This window comes from Marinobacter sp., from assembly GCF_041686475.1.
GTDB lineage: Bacteria > Pseudomonadota > Gammaproteobacteria > Pseudomonadales > Oleiphilaceae > Marinobacter.
This window is the reverse complement of sequence record NZ_JAWLDU010000018.1, coordinates 35,314-53,789: the sequence shown is the minus strand read 5'-3', so window position 1 is coordinate 53,789 and position 18,476 is coordinate 35,314. Positions and strand designations below refer to the sequence as shown.

The 18,476-nt window shown below is 58.7% G+C and carries 15 protein-coding genes; 7 read left to right on the top strand and 8 right to left on the bottom strand.

Going from position 1 to position 18,476, the window contains the following annotated elements; all coding sequences use genetic code 11:
• Positions 1–190: 190 nt before the first annotated feature.
• On the top strand, positions 191–1,471 hold the full coding sequence (locus ACESMB_RS06420) for an MgtC/SapB family protein (RefSeq protein ID WP_372971142.1): 1,281 nt from the start codon (positions 191–193) through the stop codon (positions 1,469–1,471).
• A gap of 6 nt (positions 1,472–1,477) precedes the next feature.
• On the opposite strand, the gene alkB is transcribed toward ACESMB_RS06420, so the two are convergent.
• Positions 1,478–2,128 carry a DNA oxidative demethylase AlkB gene (alkB, locus tag ACESMB_RS06415; RefSeq protein WP_372927690.1) on the bottom strand — a complete coding sequence of 217 codons (651 nt, stop codon included), beginning with the start codon at positions 2,126–2,128 and terminating at the stop codon, positions 1,478–1,480.
• 57 nt (positions 2,129–2,185) lie between these two features.
• On the opposite strand from alkB, the gene djlA reads away from it, so the two are divergent.
• A complete protein-coding gene (gene djlA / locus ACESMB_RS06410) occupies positions 2,186–2,956 on the top strand; it encodes a co-chaperone DjlA (protein ID WP_372971141.1) in 771 nt (256 codons plus the stop codon).
• Between the two features lie 252 nt (positions 2,957–3,208).
• Positions 3,209–5,044 carry a putative bifunctional diguanylate cyclase/phosphodiesterase gene (locus ACESMB_RS06405; protein WP_372971140.1) on the top strand — a complete coding sequence of 612 codons (1,836 nt, stop codon included), beginning with the start codon at positions 3,209–3,211 and terminating at the stop codon, positions 5,042–5,044.
• On the opposite strand, the gene ACESMB_RS06400 is transcribed toward ACESMB_RS06405, so the two are convergent.
• Both ACESMB_RS06400 and ACESMB_RS06395 read right to left on the bottom strand, forming a co-directional pair.
• A complete protein-coding gene (locus ACESMB_RS06400; RefSeq protein WP_372971139.1) occupies positions 5,011–8,106 on the bottom strand; it encodes an efflux RND transporter permease subunit in 3,096 nt (1,031 codons plus the stop codon). The genes ACESMB_RS06405 and ACESMB_RS06400 overlap by 34 nt on opposite strands.
• Positions 8,107–8,111: 5 nt before the next feature.
• Positions 8,112–9,194, bottom strand: coding sequence for an efflux RND transporter periplasmic adaptor subunit (locus ACESMB_RS06395; protein WP_372971138.1), 1,083 nt, complete (start codon positions 9,192–9,194; stop codon positions 8,112–8,114).
• Between the two features lie 294 nt (positions 9,195–9,488).
• Here ACESMB_RS06395 and ilvG point away from each other — a divergent pair, with 294 nt between their 5' ends.
• Both ilvG and ACESMB_RS06385 read left to right on the top strand, forming a co-directional pair.
• Positions 9,489–11,189: an acetolactate synthase 2 catalytic subunit gene (gene ilvG, locus ACESMB_RS06390; RefSeq protein WP_372927545.1), complete on the top strand. Its 1,701-nt coding sequence runs from the start codon at positions 9,489–9,491 to the stop codon at positions 11,187–11,189.
• 20 nt (positions 11,190–11,209) lie between these two features.
• Entirely contained in the window at positions 11,210–11,464 is a 255-nt protein-coding gene (locus ACESMB_RS06385) for an ACT domain-containing protein (protein WP_372971137.1), read from the top strand.
• Between the two features lie 256 nt (positions 11,465–11,720).
• Here the strand turns inward: ACESMB_RS06385 and ACESMB_RS06380 are convergent, their stop codons facing one another.
• Genes ACESMB_RS06380 through ACESMB_RS06365 form a run of 4 tightly spaced genes read right to left on the bottom strand, consistent with a single transcriptional unit; the run spans position 11,721 to position 16,398 of the window.
• Positions 11,721–13,052 carry a sodium-dependent transporter gene (locus ACESMB_RS06380; protein ID WP_372927542.1) on the bottom strand — a complete coding sequence of 444 codons (1,332 nt, stop codon included), beginning with the start codon at positions 13,050–13,052 and terminating at the stop codon, positions 11,721–11,723.
• Positions 13,049–14,095 (bottom strand): proline racemase family protein, encoded by a 1,047-nt coding sequence (locus ACESMB_RS06375; protein ID WP_372971136.1) that lies wholly within the window; start codon positions 14,093–14,095, stop codon positions 13,049–13,051. Before ACESMB_RS06375 ends, ACESMB_RS06380 begins: the two co-directional genes overlap by 4 nt.
• The gene (locus tag ACESMB_RS06370) at positions 14,092–15,240 is read right to left on the bottom strand and encodes a zinc-binding dehydrogenase (RefSeq protein ID WP_372971135.1); all 1,149 of its coding nucleotides are present in this window, start codon (positions 15,238–15,240) and stop codon (positions 14,092–14,094) included. The genes ACESMB_RS06375 and ACESMB_RS06370 overlap by 4 nt, the downstream gene beginning before the upstream one ends.
• A 45-nt stretch (positions 15,241–15,285) precedes the next feature.
• Positions 15,286–16,398: an AI-2E family transporter gene (locus ACESMB_RS06365; RefSeq protein WP_372927539.1), complete on the bottom strand. Its 1,113-nt coding sequence runs from the start codon at positions 16,396–16,398 to the stop codon at positions 15,286–15,288.
• A gap of 155 nt (positions 16,399–16,553) precedes the next feature.
• Here ACESMB_RS06365 and ACESMB_RS06360 point away from each other — a divergent pair, with 155 nt between their 5' ends.
• The gene (locus tag ACESMB_RS06360; RefSeq protein WP_372927538.1) at positions 16,554–16,982 is read left to right on the top strand and encodes an SRPBCC family protein; all 429 of its coding nucleotides are present in this window, start codon (positions 16,554–16,556) and stop codon (positions 16,980–16,982) included.
• 141 nt (positions 16,983–17,123) lie between these two features.
• Positions 17,124–17,924 carry an MBL fold metallo-hydrolase gene (locus tag ACESMB_RS06355; RefSeq protein WP_372927537.1) on the top strand — a complete coding sequence of 267 codons (801 nt, stop codon included), beginning with the start codon at positions 17,124–17,126 and terminating at the stop codon, positions 17,922–17,924.
• 9 nt (positions 17,925–17,933) lie between these two features.
• Here ACESMB_RS06355 and ACESMB_RS06350 read toward each other — a convergent pair whose 3' ends face one another.
• A complete protein-coding gene (locus tag ACESMB_RS06350) occupies positions 17,934–18,347 on the bottom strand; it encodes a hypothetical protein (protein WP_372971134.1) in 414 nt (137 codons plus the stop codon).
• Between the last annotated feature and the right edge of the window lie 129 nt (positions 18,348–18,476).

Genomic DNA, 18,476 nt, shown 5'->3' with positions numbered 1-18,476 from the left:
ATGATAATCCCGCCACAAACGATCAGCCCTGTCAGGTAACTTGTCAGCATTCTGTCCTCCCTAATAGGCTGAAAGCTTAACGGGGCCCAGCTATACTTGAAAATCAAAATCTTATATTGCCGCCTCTCCTCATGCGGCAACAGCCAGCAGACAACTTCGAAAACCGCACAACCGGAGAGCGGATTGCTCCATGGATGAAGTAACGAGCCAGTTTATCGTCAACAACCAGACCACCCTGAACCTGGCCATTGCCCTGTTGCTGGGGGGCGTCATCGGTCTGGAGCGTGGCTGGGACGCCCGGGAGCAGGCGTCCGGTGAGCGTATTGCCGGCATTCGCACCTTTGCCCTGATTGGCCTGCTTGGAGGTGTCGCCGCGCTACTGGCAGAAGAGGTCACCGAATGGGCGTTTCCGGTATTGCTCGTCAGCGTGGTGGCCGTTGCCCTGGTGGCTTTCAGTGAACGTCTGTCCCATATCCGCAACTTCAGCATCACCGGTACCATCGGCATGGTACTCACATTCTGTTATGGCGCGATCGCAGTGGCCGTGGACCCCGCCATCGCCACTGGCGCTGCGGTGGTTACCGCGCTAATTCTGGACAACAAAAAGGAGATTCATGGGCTGGTTGAAAAACTCCAAGCGCATGAGCTGGACGCAGCGCTGAAACTGCTGGTTATTTCAGTGGTGATGCTGCCACTGCTACCCAATCAGGACCTGGGCCCCGGCGGTGTCCTCAATCCCCGGGAAATCTGGTGGATGGTGGTGCTGATTGCGTCGGTGTCCTTCGTCGGTTACTTTGCCATCCGGCTGGCCGGTACCAGCAAGGGTATTCTGTTTACCAGCCTGTTCGCGGGGCTGAGCTCGTCAACGGCACTGACGCTCCACTACGCCCGGCAATCCAATCTCTCGCCGGACGTCAGTCCACAGTTTGCCAGCGGTATTCTTATCGCCTGCGGCACCATGTTCCCCCGCATCCTGATTTACTGCGCCCTGATCAATCCGGCGCTGTTACCGAGGCTGATATGGCCAGTGGCAGTAATGACGATTCTTCTTTATTTACCGGCGCTCATTATCTGGCAGCGCAATCGGGGTCGCCTGGAAGTGAGCCGCCCGGAACTGACCCAGAACCCGCTGGACCTGAAATCGGCCCTGGTCTTCGGTGCGTTACTGGTGGCCATCCTGCTGCTGGGTGAATTCCTTCAGGAGTGGCTGGGAGACCTGGGAATCTACATGCTGGCAGCCACATCCGGCGTTGCAGACGTCGACGCCATCACCCTATCCCTGACACGGATGTCCCAGGATTCCCTGGCCCTGCAAACGGCCGTCATCGGCATCGTCATTGCAGCGGCCACCAACAACCTTGTGAAAGCGGGTATTGCCGGTGCCATCGGCCAGCGGGCGCTGGGCAAGCGCGTTGCAGGCCCCATGATTCTGTCCCTGATTGCGGGGCTGACCGTCGCCTGGCTGCAGTAACGCCGGTTACCGTGCCCGCCGGAAAGTCAGGTTATAGCGACAGACGCCGGTCAATGGGTGATCGGCGGCCTTAAGCGTTAACACACCATGGTAGCGAAGCCGCGCCGGGCCGCCCCAGACCACCACGTCGCCATGCTCCAGGGGCACACGCTCGGGCCGGTCACCGCGGCGCAGGCCACCAAACTGGAAAGTCGCAGGTACACCCAGCGATACGGAGACTATCGGATGACCGAAGTCGTCCTCGTCCTTGTCCTGGTGGAGTCCCATTTTTGCGCCTCGTAAATAACGGTTAATCAGGCAGGAGTCCGGCTCAAAACCGCCATATCCCGCGGTTTCAGCCGCGTCTTTTGCCAGTTTGTGAAACACCTCCGGCATAGACGGCCAGGGATCCCCGGAAACCGGATCCTGCTGCTGATACCGATAACCCCGAGCATCCGTTACCCAGCCCCAGTCGCCACAACAGGTCATGGCGACAGACATGGTGTGGCCACCCGGCGTCTGCATCTGGCGGAATGGCGCCTGTGCCGCCACCTGCTCAATCTCGACAAGCAGTTCACTGCCACAGGCGCTGGCAAACCGGCGAAGCACCAGGGCCCCCTCGCAGATGGGCTCAGCCCAGGGTTCTGCCGGAGATTGATCAAAAAGGTCCATGGTCATGCTGTTTTCACCCCCGTATACTTTGCGCAGTTTTACACACTTGAAAAGGACACTCACATGTTCGGCCTGTTTATCGGCGGTTTGATCGGCTACCTGTTTGGCCGCTTCCCCGGATTACTGATTGGTGCTGTTGCGGGTGCGATGCTCACCCGTTATATCAAGAGCCGCCTGTTTCAGAAACTGCGCAATGTGCAGACGGATTTTCTGGAGTCCGTATTCGCAGTGATGGGCGCCCTGTGCAAGGCCGATGGCGTCGTTACCCGCGACGAGATCCGGGTCGCTGAAGCCATGTTCGACCGTTTCCGGCTTTCTGGTGAACATCGGGAGCGCGCCAAGGACGCCTTCAACCGCGGCAAGGCCGACGATTTCGACCTGGACGCCGAACTGCAGCATTTCCTGAGAGTAAGCGGTGGTCAGCCTTCGCTGCTACAGATGTTCCTGCAGGTTCAGGTGTCGGCTGTGGCGGCCGATGGCGTAGTACATCCTGCCGAGCATGAAATGCTGGTACGTATCGCCCGTGGTCTTGGGTTGCCAGAAGCCCAGGTTGACCAGCTGGAAGCCATGCTGCGAGGAGGCCGTGCGGGGCAGGCCGGCGCTTCTGGCCAGGCCTCATCCGCCAGCCAGATCGATGATGCCTACAAGGCATTGGGTGTGCCTCCATCGGCAAGTGACGCGGAAATCAAGAAGGCCTATCGCAAGCTGATGAGCGAAAACCATCCGGACAAGCTGGCCGGCCGTGGCATGCCTGAGAGCATGCGGGAAATGGCGGAAGAGCGCACCCGGGAGATCAGCCATGCCTACGATGTCATCAAGGAAGCACGTAAGTAGCCAGAGCGCAGAACCAGTGGCTCGGCAAATGTGTCCAGATTATCCAGGAATTCCATTAAATTCACTTATTGTGCTGACTTAAAACCTGATTCTTACTTTTTGTGCCGGCAACCATTGTCCAGGCCCGAAAAGCCGAACCCCATATCCATGGCGTGTGGACAGGGCAAGGGCGCGGTGCCACTATATGAATCAGGAGAGAGGGACGATCTGGACAAACCGGACACCAGCACCCAAAACTGAAAACCAGATTCTATGCAGGATACTGATACCTTTGTGAATTTTCACAAAGCGCTTATAACGCTAAGCCATAGCGCGACCTTCATCAGCCGGGAGCGGAACAAGAAGCTCGAGGCGCTGACAGACCTGTGCGCGGAGTTGCTGCATGTTGACCGGGTCAGTATCTGGCAGTTTCCGGAACAGCGTGACCGTATCGAAGCGGAATGGTTACACACCCCTGAGCAGGTAACCGGGAATGCACCCATCCTTCACAAGGCCGGTAACCCTGCTTGTTTCTCTGCACTGGAAAGCGAGAGAATTTTATCCGTACCCGACGCACAGGCCGACCCGCGCACCCGTGGTTTTACGCCTGATTACCTCGGCCCAAAGGGCATACACTCCATGCTGGATGCGCCGATCTTTGACGGCGCCAGGCTCAGCGGCGTGGTCTGCCTCGAGTCGACGGCCTATCGACAGTGGACCCTGCCGGAAATATCATTCGTTGTCGCTATCGCAGACACTGTCAGCCTGATGAACACCCATGAGGCCTGGCTCGATTCCAAGCAGGCACTGGAATATGCCACCCGTTATGACTCAATGACGGGGCTGCTGAACATCAAATCCCTGAGGGATCGTATCAGCTACCTGATCGACAAGCTTGAAAGCCGCGGGCTCGGCAGTCTTGCCCTGGTGTGGGTCGATGTGGACCGGCTGAAGTCCATCAACGACGGGCTGGGTTCACAGGTCGGCGACAGTGTCATTGAAGAGATTGGACAGCGCCTTAAGAAGATCAACGTGCCGGGCAAGGACCTGCTTGCCCGGATAGGGGGCGATGAATACGCACTCATCATTCGCAACCAGACCCACCCGGACACACTGGATAAAACAGCTGCAAAAATCCGGCATGAAATCGGCAAACCGATCCGCCTGAACGGACACTCGATCACCGTGGGGGCCAGCCTTGGCATCTGCTACCTCGCCGACGACTGCGACTCAACCGAAGACCTGCTCCGTGGTGCTGAAGCGGCGATGTATAACGCCAAAAACGAGGGCCGTGGCCGAACCTGTTTTTTCGATTCAAGATTCCATATAAGTGCCCGCTCCCGTTTCGAGTTGGAGAATGAACTGCGCACGGCGATAAAAGAACAGAAACTCGAGGTGTTCTATCAGCCAATAACCAAAGCCGGCGGAGCCAGCATGGAGTCGGTCGAGGCCCTGGTACGCTGGCAGCACCCTCAGCGGGGTCTCCTGTCGCCCATCGAGTTTCTCGACATCGCCAGAGGCGGCGGCCTGATGTACGACCTTGGGGAATGCGTGCTGCGCCGTGTTTGCGAACACCGGCAACAGGCCAGGGCGCAGCGGATCAACCTACCTGTTGTGTCAGTAAACCTGGCGCCCGAGCAGGTTCTGGTCGCAGAGCTTCCCGGACTGATCAGAACCGTCTGTGCCGAATACGACATCCCTGTTAACACCCTTCATTTCGAGGTGACCGAAGACGCCATTCAGGGAGACGTCAGCGCAGTCACAAGCATTCTTGAGGAGCTGGTTGCTGACGGTGCACAACTGTCCATTGATGACTTCGGTACCGGTTATTCGTCCCTGTCACGGCTCAAGGGCCTGCCGTTTTCACGCATCAAGATTGATCGCTCGTTCATCGGCAATATCCCTGATGACGAAGAGGATTGTGCCATCATCCTGTCCATTCTCGCGCTTGCGAAAGGTCTGGGACTGTCCGTCGTCGCCGAAGGAGTGGAAACCGAAGCTCACGAAAAGTGGCTCTGCGAACAGGGCTGTGACTACCTTCAGGGATATCTGTACAGCCGACCATTGCCATTTGATCAGCTGCTGGACCACTTTTTTGTCAGAGCATAGGACAACTGCCTCAGCTTGCGCCCGGACTTGTCCCCCAGGACCAGCATCGCCGGCGTAAGCAGCAGCGTCAGAATGGTCGCAAACGCCAACCCTCCGGCAATGGCGCTGGACAGCTGGGTCCACCACTGGGTTGAGGGGGCACCGAGGCCCAGCGACGGTGCGATCAGATCCACATTTACCCCCAGCACCATTGGCGTCAGCCCCAGAATGGTGGTGATTGCCGTCAACAGCACCGGTCGAAGACGCAGGCACCCGGTTTCCAGGGCCGCATCAAACGCTTCCGCACCACTTTTCCGAATCTGATTGTAAGTGTCGATCAGGATAATGTTGTTGTTCACCACAATGCCCGCCAGGGCAATAATGCCCATCCCCACCATCACGATGCCGAAAGACTGGCCGTTGAGCAGCAGGCCCAGCAGCACACCTGTTGTGGACAGTACGATGGCCGACAGGATCAGCAGGGTCTGGTACAGGGAGTTGAACTGCGTCACCAGGATCAGCAGCATCAGGGCGATTGCGACCATGAAGGCAGAGGCAAGGAAGTTGGACGCCTGTTCCTGGTCTTCGTTTTCACCGGCAAAACGCACAGACACCCCTTCCGGTGTTTCCGGCATTTCCGCCTGCAGGGCTTCCAGCAGTTCATCGACCCGGCGGCCCGGAGCCACGTCTGACTTGATGGTTACCGTCCGCTGGCCGTCCACCCGCACAATGCTTCCGGTCTTGTCGGCCGGCACCAACTCCACAAACTCGGAGAGAGGCACTTGCCCCCGGCTGGTATGGATGGTCTGGCGCTGGAACTGGTCCAGATCGCGCCAGTTATTGGGCACCCGCACGGCAATGTCCACCTCGTCACGGACATCTTCCGGGCGGTAGGTCGCCAGCACCAGACCGTTGGTAATCAGGCGCACCGCGCTGCCCACGCTCAGTACATCGGAACCGAAGCGGGCAGCCGACGCCCGGTCCACATCCAGTCGCCACTCGATACCCGGCAGGCTGCGGTCATCCTCGATATCCACGAATCCGTCGATAGCAGACATTCGCTCCTGGATCAGCCCTACATACTGGTCCAGTTTGTTGCTGTCGAGACTGCTGACCATCAGTTCAATGGGCTTGCCATCAGCCGGGCCGCCCTCCTGCTTGCGAAACTCCAGCTCGATTCCGGGAATGTCTGCAGTGCGCTCGCGGAAATCTTCCAGAATCTGCGTTGCGGAACGGCGCTCAAACCAGTCGATAAACTGAAACTGAAGTACGCCAATCACATCCGGTGCCATGCGGTTGCCTGCACTGACCATGGAGCGGGCATACAACGCCCTGACTTCCGGCATGCCCTGCAACCGCTGTTCAACTTCACGCACGATTGCATCCAGTTCCTCTACGGACATGTCTCCCCTTGCGCGAACCTGGACCTGGGCCGAATCAGGTTCGACACTGGGGAAGAATTCCACGCCGTGATTGAACCTACCATAGGCCGCATAGATCACCACAACCACGGCCAGGACTCCCAGCAGTGTATAGCCGGGTACTGCCAGCAAACGTGCCAGCAGGTTCCGGTACCAGCCGGTCATACGTCCATCCGGCGCCGCCTGGCGTTTACGCCGGCCACCACTGAGGCTGCCAACAACCGGCAGAAACACCAGAGCCATCGCCAGGGAAGCCGTCAGGCAGATAATCACGGTGATGGGCAGGAATTTCATAAACTCCCCTACCACCCCTGGCCAGAACAGCAGGGGAACAAAGACCGCCAGGGTCGTTGCCGTGGAGGCAATAATAGGCCAGGCCATACGGCTGGCGGCCTCACCCCAGGCGGATCGAACACTCTGGCCCTCGGAGAGGTTTCTGTCGGCCAGTTCCGACACCACAATTGCCCCGTCCACCAGCATGCCCGCCACCAGGATCAGGCTGAACAACACCACAATATTGAGCGTAAAGCCCATGCTCCAGATCACCAGAATACCGGTAAGAAAGGCACCGGGTATGGTCAGGCCTACCAACAGGGCGGAGCGAGGGCCCATGGCGGCAATGATCAGAATGATGACCAGCACAATGGCGGTGAGCACGTTATTGAGCAGGTCGCTGAGGATATCCCGCACCTCGTCCGACTGGTCCATGATGTAGCGAACATCCAGCTCTTCCGGAAGCTCCGGCCCGGCATCTGCAATCAGTTCCTTTACCTGGCCGACGGTTTCAATGATGTTAGCGCCGGTACGCTTGGAGATTTCCAGCACCAGGGCCGGCTCGCCGTTGATTCTTGCGAACCCGGTGGGGTCCTTGAAGGTGCGCTGGAGCATGGCAACGTCGCGAAAGGTGACCACGGTGTCACCATCCACCTTGATGGGCATGGACATGACGTCTTCCACCGACTCGATCACCCCTGGCACCTTCATGCTCATGCGACCGGCTCCGGTATCCAGGCTACCCGCCGCCACCAGCTGGTTGTTGCGGGAAACCAGAGATGCCAGCTGGTCAAAATCGATGCCGTAGCTTTCCAGTATCTGGGGGTCGACAACGACTTCCAGCAGATCTTCCCGGTCACCGCCAATATCCACTTCCAGCACTTCCGGAATGCCTTCGATGGCGTCCTGCAAACGCCGGGCAACTGTCACCAGTTCGCGCTCCGACAATGGTCCCGACAGGCCCACAGACATCACCGGGAACAAAGCTACATTGATTTCGTTAACCCTGGGCTCGTCCGCCTCCTGGGGCAATTTGCTGCGGGCTGTATCCACCTTCTCACGCACGTCCTGGAGCGCCACGTCGGGGTCGAAGCCGGCATCAAACTCCAGCATCACCGAGGCATGGCCCTCCGAGGCAGTACCACGCATTTCCTTTATCCCTTCAAGAGACCGCAACTCCTGCTCCATGGGCCGGATCAGCAGGCGCTCGGCGTCTTCCGGGCTGATGCCTTCCAGTGTCATGGACACATAGATCATGGGGATGGTGACGTCCGGGTTGGCCTCCTTGGGAATGGCCTGGAAGGCGGCTATCCCGCCCAGTATAAGGAACACCAGTGTGAGGAAAGTGGTTCGGCTGCGGTCAAGCGCCGCAAATATCAGGGTTCGCATGGCGGTCAGCCCCGGTCCGAATCACGGTTAACCGGGCGTACCTGCTGCCCGATGGACACGAATCCGGCACCGCGGGTTATCAGCCGGATTTCCTCCGGCAGCCCGGTTACCCAGGCGCCATCGGTGGTGACGTTCAGCAGTTTGACGGTGGTGAACACGACTTCGTTATTGTCCCCTACATGGCGAACACCGGGGCGGCCATCGTCACCTAGGCTAAGGTAGGCCGGTGAAATGAACATCGCCCTGACCTCAGGCAGTTCAATCCGGAGCGTGGCACTGCCGCCTGCGACGCGCTTGCGCTCGGGATTCTCCACCGTCACTTCCACGGCAAAACTGCGTGTTTCCCGGTCCGCAGCACTGGCGACAAAACTCACTTCCCCGTCCAGAGGCTCACCGTCCAGGGTGCGGATCGTCACCTTTTGACCCTCCTGCACATTGCTCACGGACTGTTGCGGAATCTGACCTGTTGCTTTCAAACGGTCGATGCGGACCAGTTCCAACAAGGGAGAGCCCACCTGAACAAGGTCGCCCAGGTCCACATCGCGACGATTCACCGTGCCATCAAAGGGCGCACGCGGGGTGAGGTTATCCATCGCCAGGCGCGCTCTCGACAGTTCAGCCCTGGCAGCAGAGAGTTCACTCTGCAGGGTCAGTACCTCAGATTCGGAGGTCAGATCCCGGGTACGAAGGCTCTGGGCAGCGGACAGATCAGCCTCCAGCTTGCGGATTCGGGACTGCCACTGCTCCACCGCAGTGCCGCGACCGTCTTCGGAAAGCCGCAACAGGACATCGCCTTCGCTGACCCGGTCACCCTGCTCTACCATCAGCTCATCGACGGTACCTGCTATCCGTGCACCTATGGACACGGTTCGCCAGGGCTCCAACTGCCCCTGCAACATCAGCCCCGGCTGATAGGGTCTGTCCCGCAGGATGTCCACCTGCACTGATGGTGCCGCTTGCGCCTGTTCAGGCGGCGCTTCCGGCGCGTCATCGCGAGCCTCCCTGATGTTACCGGTTGCCATCCAGACAACCAGTAACGTCAGTACCAGGAGAGACAGGCCGATGGATCCCAGTTTTGCTTTGGTCATTGTTCGCTCACAGGTTGAAACGGGTGATTTCAGCAGAAAACGGTTGCACCCGCCTATTTTCGTGGGGTAGATTCTACACATAAATTTTTGACAAATTCAGAGCAGATCCTGATTTTATGAATCTCAACGCAGTGGTTGTCCTTGTGAAGCTAGTCCTGGTGGTCGTGGTACCGTCCGGGGGCTTTTGCGTGGACAAGCGGGTGAGATAGCAACAACCTGACAAGACACGACAAGCCCCCGGCACCGAAAGGTCCCGGGGGCTTTTTTTTGCAGCAGGAAAAAGGGAAAACAACCATGAACGGCGCACAGCACATTCTTGAAGCGTTCCACCGTCACAACATCAACAAGGTTTTCGGATATCCGGGTGGTTGCATCATGCCCCTATATGACGCTCTGGTGGACGATGTGGGCGTAGAGCATGTGCTGTGCCGCCATGAACAGGGCTGCGCCCTCGCCGCCGACGGCTACGCCCGCGCCAGTGGCAGGGTTGGCGTTTGCATTGCCACTTCCGGCCCCGGGGCCACCAACCTGATAACCGGCGTTGCCAATGCCCACCGGGACTCCATCCCCATGCTGGTGATCACCGGCCAGGTGCCATCCGGCCTGATCGGCACCGATGCCTTCCAGGAAACCGACGTACTGGGCATGACCCTCGGCATCGTCAAACACAGCTACCTGATTGACGACGCAGACACCCTGCCCACCATCATGGAAGAAGCCATGGAACTGGCCCAAAGTGGTCGGCCGGGGCCGGTGTGGATTGATATTCCGAAAGATCTTCTGCTCGCCGAGGCCGCCGATGCGCCCTTCCCCGCGCCGGAGCCATGTAATAACAGCTGCCCGGACCTGACCCAGGCGCTGGCCATGCTGCGCGCCGCCCGCAAGCCACTGCTCTACAGCGGAGGCGGTATCAGCCTGGCCAATGCCGAGGACCAGTTCCGGATATTTGCCGGGTCCTCCATGTTGCCCGCTGTGGTTACCCTCAAGGGCATTGGGAACCCCGGCAAACACAACCCCTACAATCTCGGCATGCTTGGCATGCACGGATCCCGCGCCGCCAACAGGGCGGTGGACGAATGCGATCTGTTACTGGTGATCGGCGCCCGACTGGACGACCGCGCCACCGGCAAACTCGACGGCTTCGCCCCCAATGCCAGGCTGATTCATATCGACGCCGACGCCGCCGAAATCAACAAAGTGCGCCCGGCCGACCTCTCCATTCGCGGGGACCTGAATGAAATCCTGGCGGCGCTGACCGATGCCTTGGCGAGCCAACAACTGGACATTGGAGACTGGCAGAAACAGTGCCGCACCTGGTTTACCACCGGTAGCTTCCAGGCGGCGGACAACGAGGAACCCCTGGCGCCCATCACCGGCCCGGCGTTCATCCGCCAACTCTCCCGCATTGCCCCGGACGACACCGTCATCGCCTGCGACGTGGGCCAGCACCAGATGTGGGTCGCCCAGCACTACGAATTCGACCACCCGCGCCACCACCTCACCAGCGGTGGCCTGGGCACCATGGGCTTCGGTCTGCCGGCGGCCATCGGTGCCCAGTTCGCCGACCGCCAGAGCACGGTCATCAACGTCACCGGCGACGGCTCGTTCATGATGAACGCCCAGGAACTGGCTACCATCCGCCGCTACAACCTGCCGGTAAAACTCATCGTCATGGATAACCAGTGCCTGGGCATGGTGCGCCAGCAGCAGGAGCTGTTCTACAACAACCGGGAAAGCCAGATCAACCTGGACGACAACCCGGACTTCGTGGCCATGGCGCGCGCCTTCGACATCCCGGCGTTGTACATCGAACGCACCGACCAGATCCGCCGCGGTATCGAGACCATCCTGGCCTTCAACGGTCCGATGCTGTTGCACGTAGCCATCAGCCGGGAGGAAAACGTCTGGCCCATCGTCAAACCCGGCGCCAGCAACCGCGATATGATCGACGAAACCCGACGCACCAGCACTACCAACAAGGAGCACGTCGCATGATCCCGCAAACGGATAGCCCAATGCCCAGCTACACCCTGAACTGCCGCATGTCCCGTGAAGCCGCAGCGTTGGAGCGCCTGTGCCAGGTCGTCCGCATCCGCGGTTTCCGCATCGCCACCATGGCGGTCGAATCCGCCGGAGACCATCTCGACATCGCCCTGACCCTGGAAGGCACCCGCCCGATCACCATGCTCCAGTCCCAACTGGAGAAGCTGCATACGGTTTCAGAAGTCGCCTCTGGTCAGGGTTCTGGAGTTCGGGTTCAGACTGCCTGAGGGGTTTGGAGTTGCCCTCTTTTTCGTAGCCTGCCGGTTGTGGGGGCGGGCTTGCGGAGTGGTCGGGTCACCCGTGTACGTGAATGCCAACTCGACCTTCCTATCCCTGTACTGCACGTCGATAGGGGGGTGGGGGTATTTTTTCTGGCAAGGAAAAAGATGTCTGAGCGAAGCGAGTTCTTTTTCCAGAAGAAAAAATACCCCCACCCCCCATATCCGCCCGCAACCCAGCAAGCTACCAAAAAGAGAGCAACTCCTAAGTCAACCCAAGCTGAGCCAAAGCGTAAGTCAGGACAATCCAGAGCACCATGATCAGCGGCAGGTAACGCCCCACCAGGTAGATACGCCATTCCCACCAGCGGCTTTCGGTGCCCAGCACGGTACGGATTTTCTGGGGCGGTATGAACCAGCAGAACAGGGCCGCCCCCATAACCCCGGAGAAGATGATGACGTTACCGCCCGCAATCCGGTCAACCACGTCCAGCACAGGTTCACCGGCGATGGTCCACTCCATCGGGGTAAAGCTGAGCGCCGAGGCGCTGCCCAGCACCAGCATCACGACTGTGACAATGGATACGGCAGCGGTATTGCTCAACCGGAATTCCTCAGCCACAGCGGCGATCATGACTTTCAGCCCCGCCAGGCTTGAGCTGAAAGCCGCTGCGAAAAACAGCCCGAAAAACAGAATGCCCACCCAGTAACCGCCGGTCATTTCCTCGAACACCCTTGGCATGGTAACAAATGCCAGTTGGCTGCCCTCGGTGGGCTCAAGCCCGAAGCTGAACACGAACGGGAAAATCATCCAGCCCGCCAGCAGAGCGACACTGGTCTCGGTGCCGGCAACGACTATGCAGGCTCTGGGAACATGGGTCTGGCGGGGAATAAAGCTGCCATAGGTAACCAGGTAGCCCTGCCCGATCGCCAGGGTGTAGAAGGCCTGCCCGAAGGCAAACGCCCACAATTTGCCATCGGTCATTCGGCTCCAGTCCACCTGGAAGAAGAAATCCTTGGTCTCCTCCCACCCGGGCGTTGAGCTGGCAAAGATCACCAGCCCCACGATGACCACCAGCAGTAGCGGCATGAGGATTTTTGACATCAGCTCGATGGCTTTTACATCCCTTGCCAGAATCAGGGCCGCCAACAGGGTAACGGCGATGAAATACCACAGGGAATTGAACCCACCCGTGAAGCCGTCAAATACCCTCAGGTCGCCACGTACTGCATCCACCGCATAGCCCAGCGTCCAGCCTGTGATCACCAGGTAATAGCTGGTGATTGCCATGGTGATCAGCACCACAAACCAGCCATAGACAGCACCGAACCGATTCACCTGGCGGTAGGTCTGCACGGTACTGCCCTTTGACAGCCTGCCGGCGGACACCTCCAGAATCATGATGGGAAGAACCACAACAATGAGTGCAATCAGGTAGGCGACGACGAAGGCGCCACCGCCGTTTTCCCCCATAATGTAAGGGAAGCGCCACAAATTCCCCAAACCGACCGCGGCGGCGGCCATGGAAGCAACAAAGGCCGGTTCGGAGCTCCACTGTTTGCGGGATTCTTCAATGAATTCGTGCTTGTTGCTCATTCAGGGTGCGCGCTGGTCAGAATGTGTGTAAGCCCGCCACAGCTTACCACCGGGTCTTCACAGTTCACTACAATGTCGGCACGGTTGAGCACGTAGCTCTTGCCGGTGATGGTGTTCTCAACCACCTGGTGATCCCTTTCCTGACGCATCCCGGTGAACTCACCGATAAACCCGGTTTCCCGCAATGAGACGGTTTCCAACCGGTCACCCGGGCTGATGGTGCCCTCGTAGTTCATCAGTGCAAGCCGGGCCGAGGTACCGGTACCGGTGGTACTGCGACAGATAACCCCCGGATGCACATAGGTTGCCGAGCGGGAACGGTAGGAATGGTCTGACAACTGTTCAACCGGCCCCATAAAGTGGAGGAACGGCAACGGCCCCACGTCACCCAGTGTGTAGTGGGAAAAACCGCGCTCTGCCTGGATTGCCTCGATAATGTGGTAGGCACACTCGCTGAGCTTTCTTTCCTCATCAAGAGTCAGCGAGAATCCCAGGCTTGTGGCGTCCACAAGGGCGTAGAAACCGCCACTGTAGGCCACGCTGTATGTGACATCACCGATGGAAGGCACATGGATGCTTGCCTTGTAGGTGTCGATGTAGCTAGGCAAACCTTCGCAGGTGATGGCTTCAACCACGCCATCGCGAACGAACGCATCAATGTGGACCAGGCCAGCCGGGGCCTCAAGCGTGAAGCTTTGCCAGCCTTCCCGCTTCTGCACGATACCGGCCTCAAGCACCGCCGTGGCCGTGCAAATGGTGTTTGAACCGGAGTAGATCGGATACCCCATCACTTCCATGATGATATAGCCGGCAACCGCCTCCGGGTCGGTCGGCGGCACCAGCAAGTCTACAGACATCTCGGGAATGCCATAGGGCTCCTCGAGCAACAGCTTTCGCAGGCCGTCTGCCTCGTCCCTCAGGTATTCCATCTGGGCACGTACGGTTGCTCCCGGTAGCTGCATGATACCGCCGGTAACAATTCGACTCACGTCACCGCCGGCATGGGTGTCCATCAGTTGCAGATTAAGCTCCGGCTGTTTCATTGTGTCTCCAGGGCAAATGGGGCGCCATGTTCTGCCCACTGGGCATCCGGGACAATGACTATCTTGCCCAGGTAATTGCTGTTGCGATTAACGAAGTAGCGTTCCGCCTCGTGCAGTTCCGACAGCCTGAAAGCGGCATGCAACACCGGCTTCAACTGGCCGCTGCGGATCCATGACACCAGCTTTTCGGCTTCCTCGCGGGTGCCATGGGACACGCCGAATACCTGTACCTGGTAAAGGTAGATCCGGGTCCACATGATTTCACTGACATTGCCTGCGCTGGCGCCGGCAATACTCAGGCGGGGATAGTCACCGCGGCTGTTCATATCAAAGATCATGGTGTCGATGAACTGGTCGGTCATCTGGCCGCCGGCCAGATCCATAACAGCGTCGATGGGTCGGCCACCGGTCACCGCACGCACCTTGTCGGTAAAACCGGTCATGTCCGAGCGATCCAGGACAGCGGCTGCACCCAGTTCGAGCAGCGCCTCAGCCTTGTCCTGCTGGCTGAGCGCGTAGGGAATGGCGCCCATGATACGGCACAGCTGGATAAGGGCGGTACCGACACCGCCGCTGGCTCCGGTGACAAGTATGTGTTCACCCGCTTTGACCCTCGCAGAGGTGAGCATATGCAGGGCCGTCTGGTAGGAACACATGCCCATGGAGGCCAGTTGGGCGTCAGCCAGGTCCGCATTATCAACGTGATGGAACTGGTCCGCCGGCACGGCAACGTATTCGGCAAAACCGCCGTCAGCACCATGACCGTAGTAGTCGGGTGTAAGGTTGATGTCCCTGCGGTCATCAGCATACAGGTTGAAGTCCAGCAGGCCCCGCTGGCCTGTCCTTGCCTCATCCACACCTTCCCCGACAGCCACGACACGACCCACAACGTCCGCCCCCTGGATTCTGGGGAAGCTCAGGGTTGGCGAGCCACCCATCTGGAACGAGGTCACTTCGCCCTTTTCCTTTGTGGGGTAAAGACCTTCCCGGGCTTTACGGTCGGTGTTGTTTTTGGCGGTGGCGGTAACCTGAACCAGTACCTCCCCGGCAGCGGGCACGGGAGTGGGTACGTCTTCGGTGTATTCCAGTTTTTCGATGCCACCGTGGCCGGTGAGCAGCATGGCTTTCATGGTCTTTGGGATCATGGGCGTTCTGCTCCTGTGTTTGCTGGGTATTGCCTCAGGGTAACACTAGCGCGCAATCACCTTGTAGATCGGATGCAGCTTCGGAATCTGTTTGAGAACGACCTGAATAACCGTCATCAGTGGTACTGCCAACAGAACACCCACCGGGCCCCAAAGCCAGCCCCAGAAAAAGATCGACACGAAGATAATGACCGGGTTGATGGCCATACGGAACCCGTGGATCCAGGGCTCGATGAAGAAGCCGATGGTAGATGTGAGGGCCAGATAACCGACAGGCGCGATCGCCATCATCCAGAGGGTATCGAGGCTGGTAGCAGATACCACCGCCAGAAGGGCAATGGTAAGGATCACCCCCAGGTAGGGAATAAACCTGGCCAGGCCCGCAACCAGACCCCATACAGCCGGGTCCGGCAGGCCAACGGCCCAGCAGACAAGACCGGTGGTAATGCCCACCAGCAGGTTGCTGAGACTGAGAACGGCCAGGTACTGCGCTATCTGTTGCTGGGAATCGCGGGCAATGTGAAGGACATTGCGGCGCTGGCCCCGGGGGAGCTGGCGTACAAAATTCTGGATGATGCGATCGCCACCGACCAACAGGAAGTATGTCAGGGCAAGCGCGAGAGCCAGCCCGGCGGCACCATTGCGCGCCTTGGTTGTCAGCTGGTTGCGCCAGGAGTCCGTTTGCAGGACCACCGCGTTAGTTGTCCCCTGTTCGTCCCCCTCTTCCGAGAGCTCATCCATCGACTCCTCCACCTTCTTGGCGGATTCATTGACCTTGTCGATCTGGGTTTTAAGGCCACTTTCCCCCACCAGCAACCGGGAGATCCCCTGGGGTGCCTGTTGTGCCCACTCGATGGCTGGCGTGGCCACGGTAACGCCAATACCCACCAGGCCGGCAAGCACGAGAAGCACAAGCACCAGCGCACTGAGCACCCGCGGAATGCCGGCTTTCTCATATGCTTTCCTGACCAGCGGAAACAGCAGCAGGCTGGTCAGAACCGCCAGTACGATTGGCAGTACAATCTGATGGGCAAGATACAGGGTGTAGAGTATGCCCAGGGCAAACAGACCATTCAGTGGTGTGGCAAGATCGGAACGGGCCAGCTTTTCGGTGCCGGAGTCACTATCGGGCTGTTTATTCTCGTTTTCGTCTTCCATGCAGGTTGGAGCACCTTCGTTGTATGGGTTATTTGTTGTCCGGGTTGATTGGTGCGAGCCCATTCGGACCAGAGCTTTGTCATCGGCCCTCTACGACTTTTGTTGTAGCACATAACCGGATACTCTGTCTGAAACAGTCTCTCAAGAGCACAGTTATGGCAACTTACACCATTGAAATTGATGAAACCTTTGATGTGCCGCGGGACCAGGTATTCGCCCTGTTTGCCGATCATGAGCGCTTCGGCAAACTGCTGGGCGCCCCGGTAAAGCGAATTCGCGACAGCGATCAGGCCGACCCTAATGGCGTCGGGTCTATCCGCAAGATTGGTCTCGGCCCTATTGGCCTGAAAGAGACGGTGATTACCTTTGAGCCGGGCTCGCTGATTGAATACACCATTACCAGCATGAGCCCCATCCGCAATCACCTTGGCCGCATCCGTTTCGAGGATGTGGCCGATGGAAAAACCCGTATTCTGTATACCATCTCATTCGAAGACATTGTGCCCTACACCGGTAAACTGGTGAGCTCGGCCCTGGACCAGGGTATCCGCAAGGGAATCAGACGTGTTCCGCGGCTTGCCTGATCCCTGTTGCAAAACGTTACCTGATTGATATCAGTTTATTGACCTGACGCAATAGCTCGCATCTGCCAATTTTGTAACCTCCCGGAAATTTTGCAGTATCCGGCCATCCCGGCCGGATAGACAGCCTACCGGGAGACAAGAATGGCAGCGGAACCCATTGTTCTGTTTGATAACGGGCATCACAAGTGCCTGATGTTCGATTCATTGGTAACCGGCGAGGGCGTGCAGTCCAACCAGTTTCTCATCGTCGATGGCAAGCACGAAGCACTGATTGATCCGGGTGGCGATCTGACTTACACCCCACTGTCAGTTGCTGCATCCCGCTTCATGAATATCCGCGACATGGAATACGTTTTTGCCTCCCATCAGGACCCGGATATCATCGGCGCCATTGACCGCTGGATTGTTCATACCCGCGCCAAAATCGTGACTTCAAAGCTCTGGGCCCGCTTCCTGCCACACCTGGTCTCTGGCTATGTGACCGGGCAACTCAGCGGAAGCGTCTACGACCGCATTGTGAGTGTGCCGGACGGCGGTATTAATGTGCCTTTTGGCGATACCTATATCCAGTGCCTGCCCGCCCATTTCATGCACTCCGTGGGCAACCTGCAGTTCTATGACCCGGTCTCGAAAATTCTGTTTTCGGGAGATCTGGGCGCATCCATGGGCGGGGAAGACGACCACAAGCCAGTGGCAGACTTTGACCGGCACATACCCAACATGATCGGCTTCCACCGTCGCTATATCGCATCAAGGAAGGTGTGTGAGCTTTGGGCCAATATGGTGCGACAGATGGACGTCAGCGCCATCGTGCCGCAGCATGGTAAACGGTTTGAGGGCCCCGCCATGGTGGACAGGTTTCTGAACTGGGTATCCAGTGTCGACTGCGGTATCGATCTGGTCAGCCAGGAAAATTACCGGCGGCCGGTGGACTACCTCTAGTCAATCAGGTTAGCGAACGCCGCCGGCACGGTCCTGCTGCCCCGGTACTGGTTGTTGAGGCCCCCGGCCTGTGCCAGTCCCCGGGCCTGTATTCATGCCGGCGCCCTGGCCTGCGCCACTGGCGGGACCGCTCGCGCCGCCCTGAGGCGCGCTGGTCGGCTGGCCACGAATCTGACTGCTGCGGGGATCATCACCGGAAGACGATGGCAAACCTTCAATGCCCTCCGGGTTCATGCCCTGGGCCCGGGCACGGTCTGCCATTTTGCGGCGATGCTCGTCCAGAATTGCCTTGCGTTCTTCCTGGCTACCGGCCGAGCCAATACGCTCCTGCAACTCTTCCTGTTCCTCCGGCGTCATAAGTCCTGAGCCAGCCATGGGCTGGCTCCCCTGATCACGCATCTGGCTCTGGCCCTGGTTCTGCATTCGGCCCTGACCTTGCCCCTGACCTTGTCCTTGAACCTTACCTTGGCCCTGCCCTTGCACCTGACCCTGGCCTTGAACCTGCTCCCGGTCCCGACTCTGCCCTTGCATCTGGCCCTGACCCTGCATCTG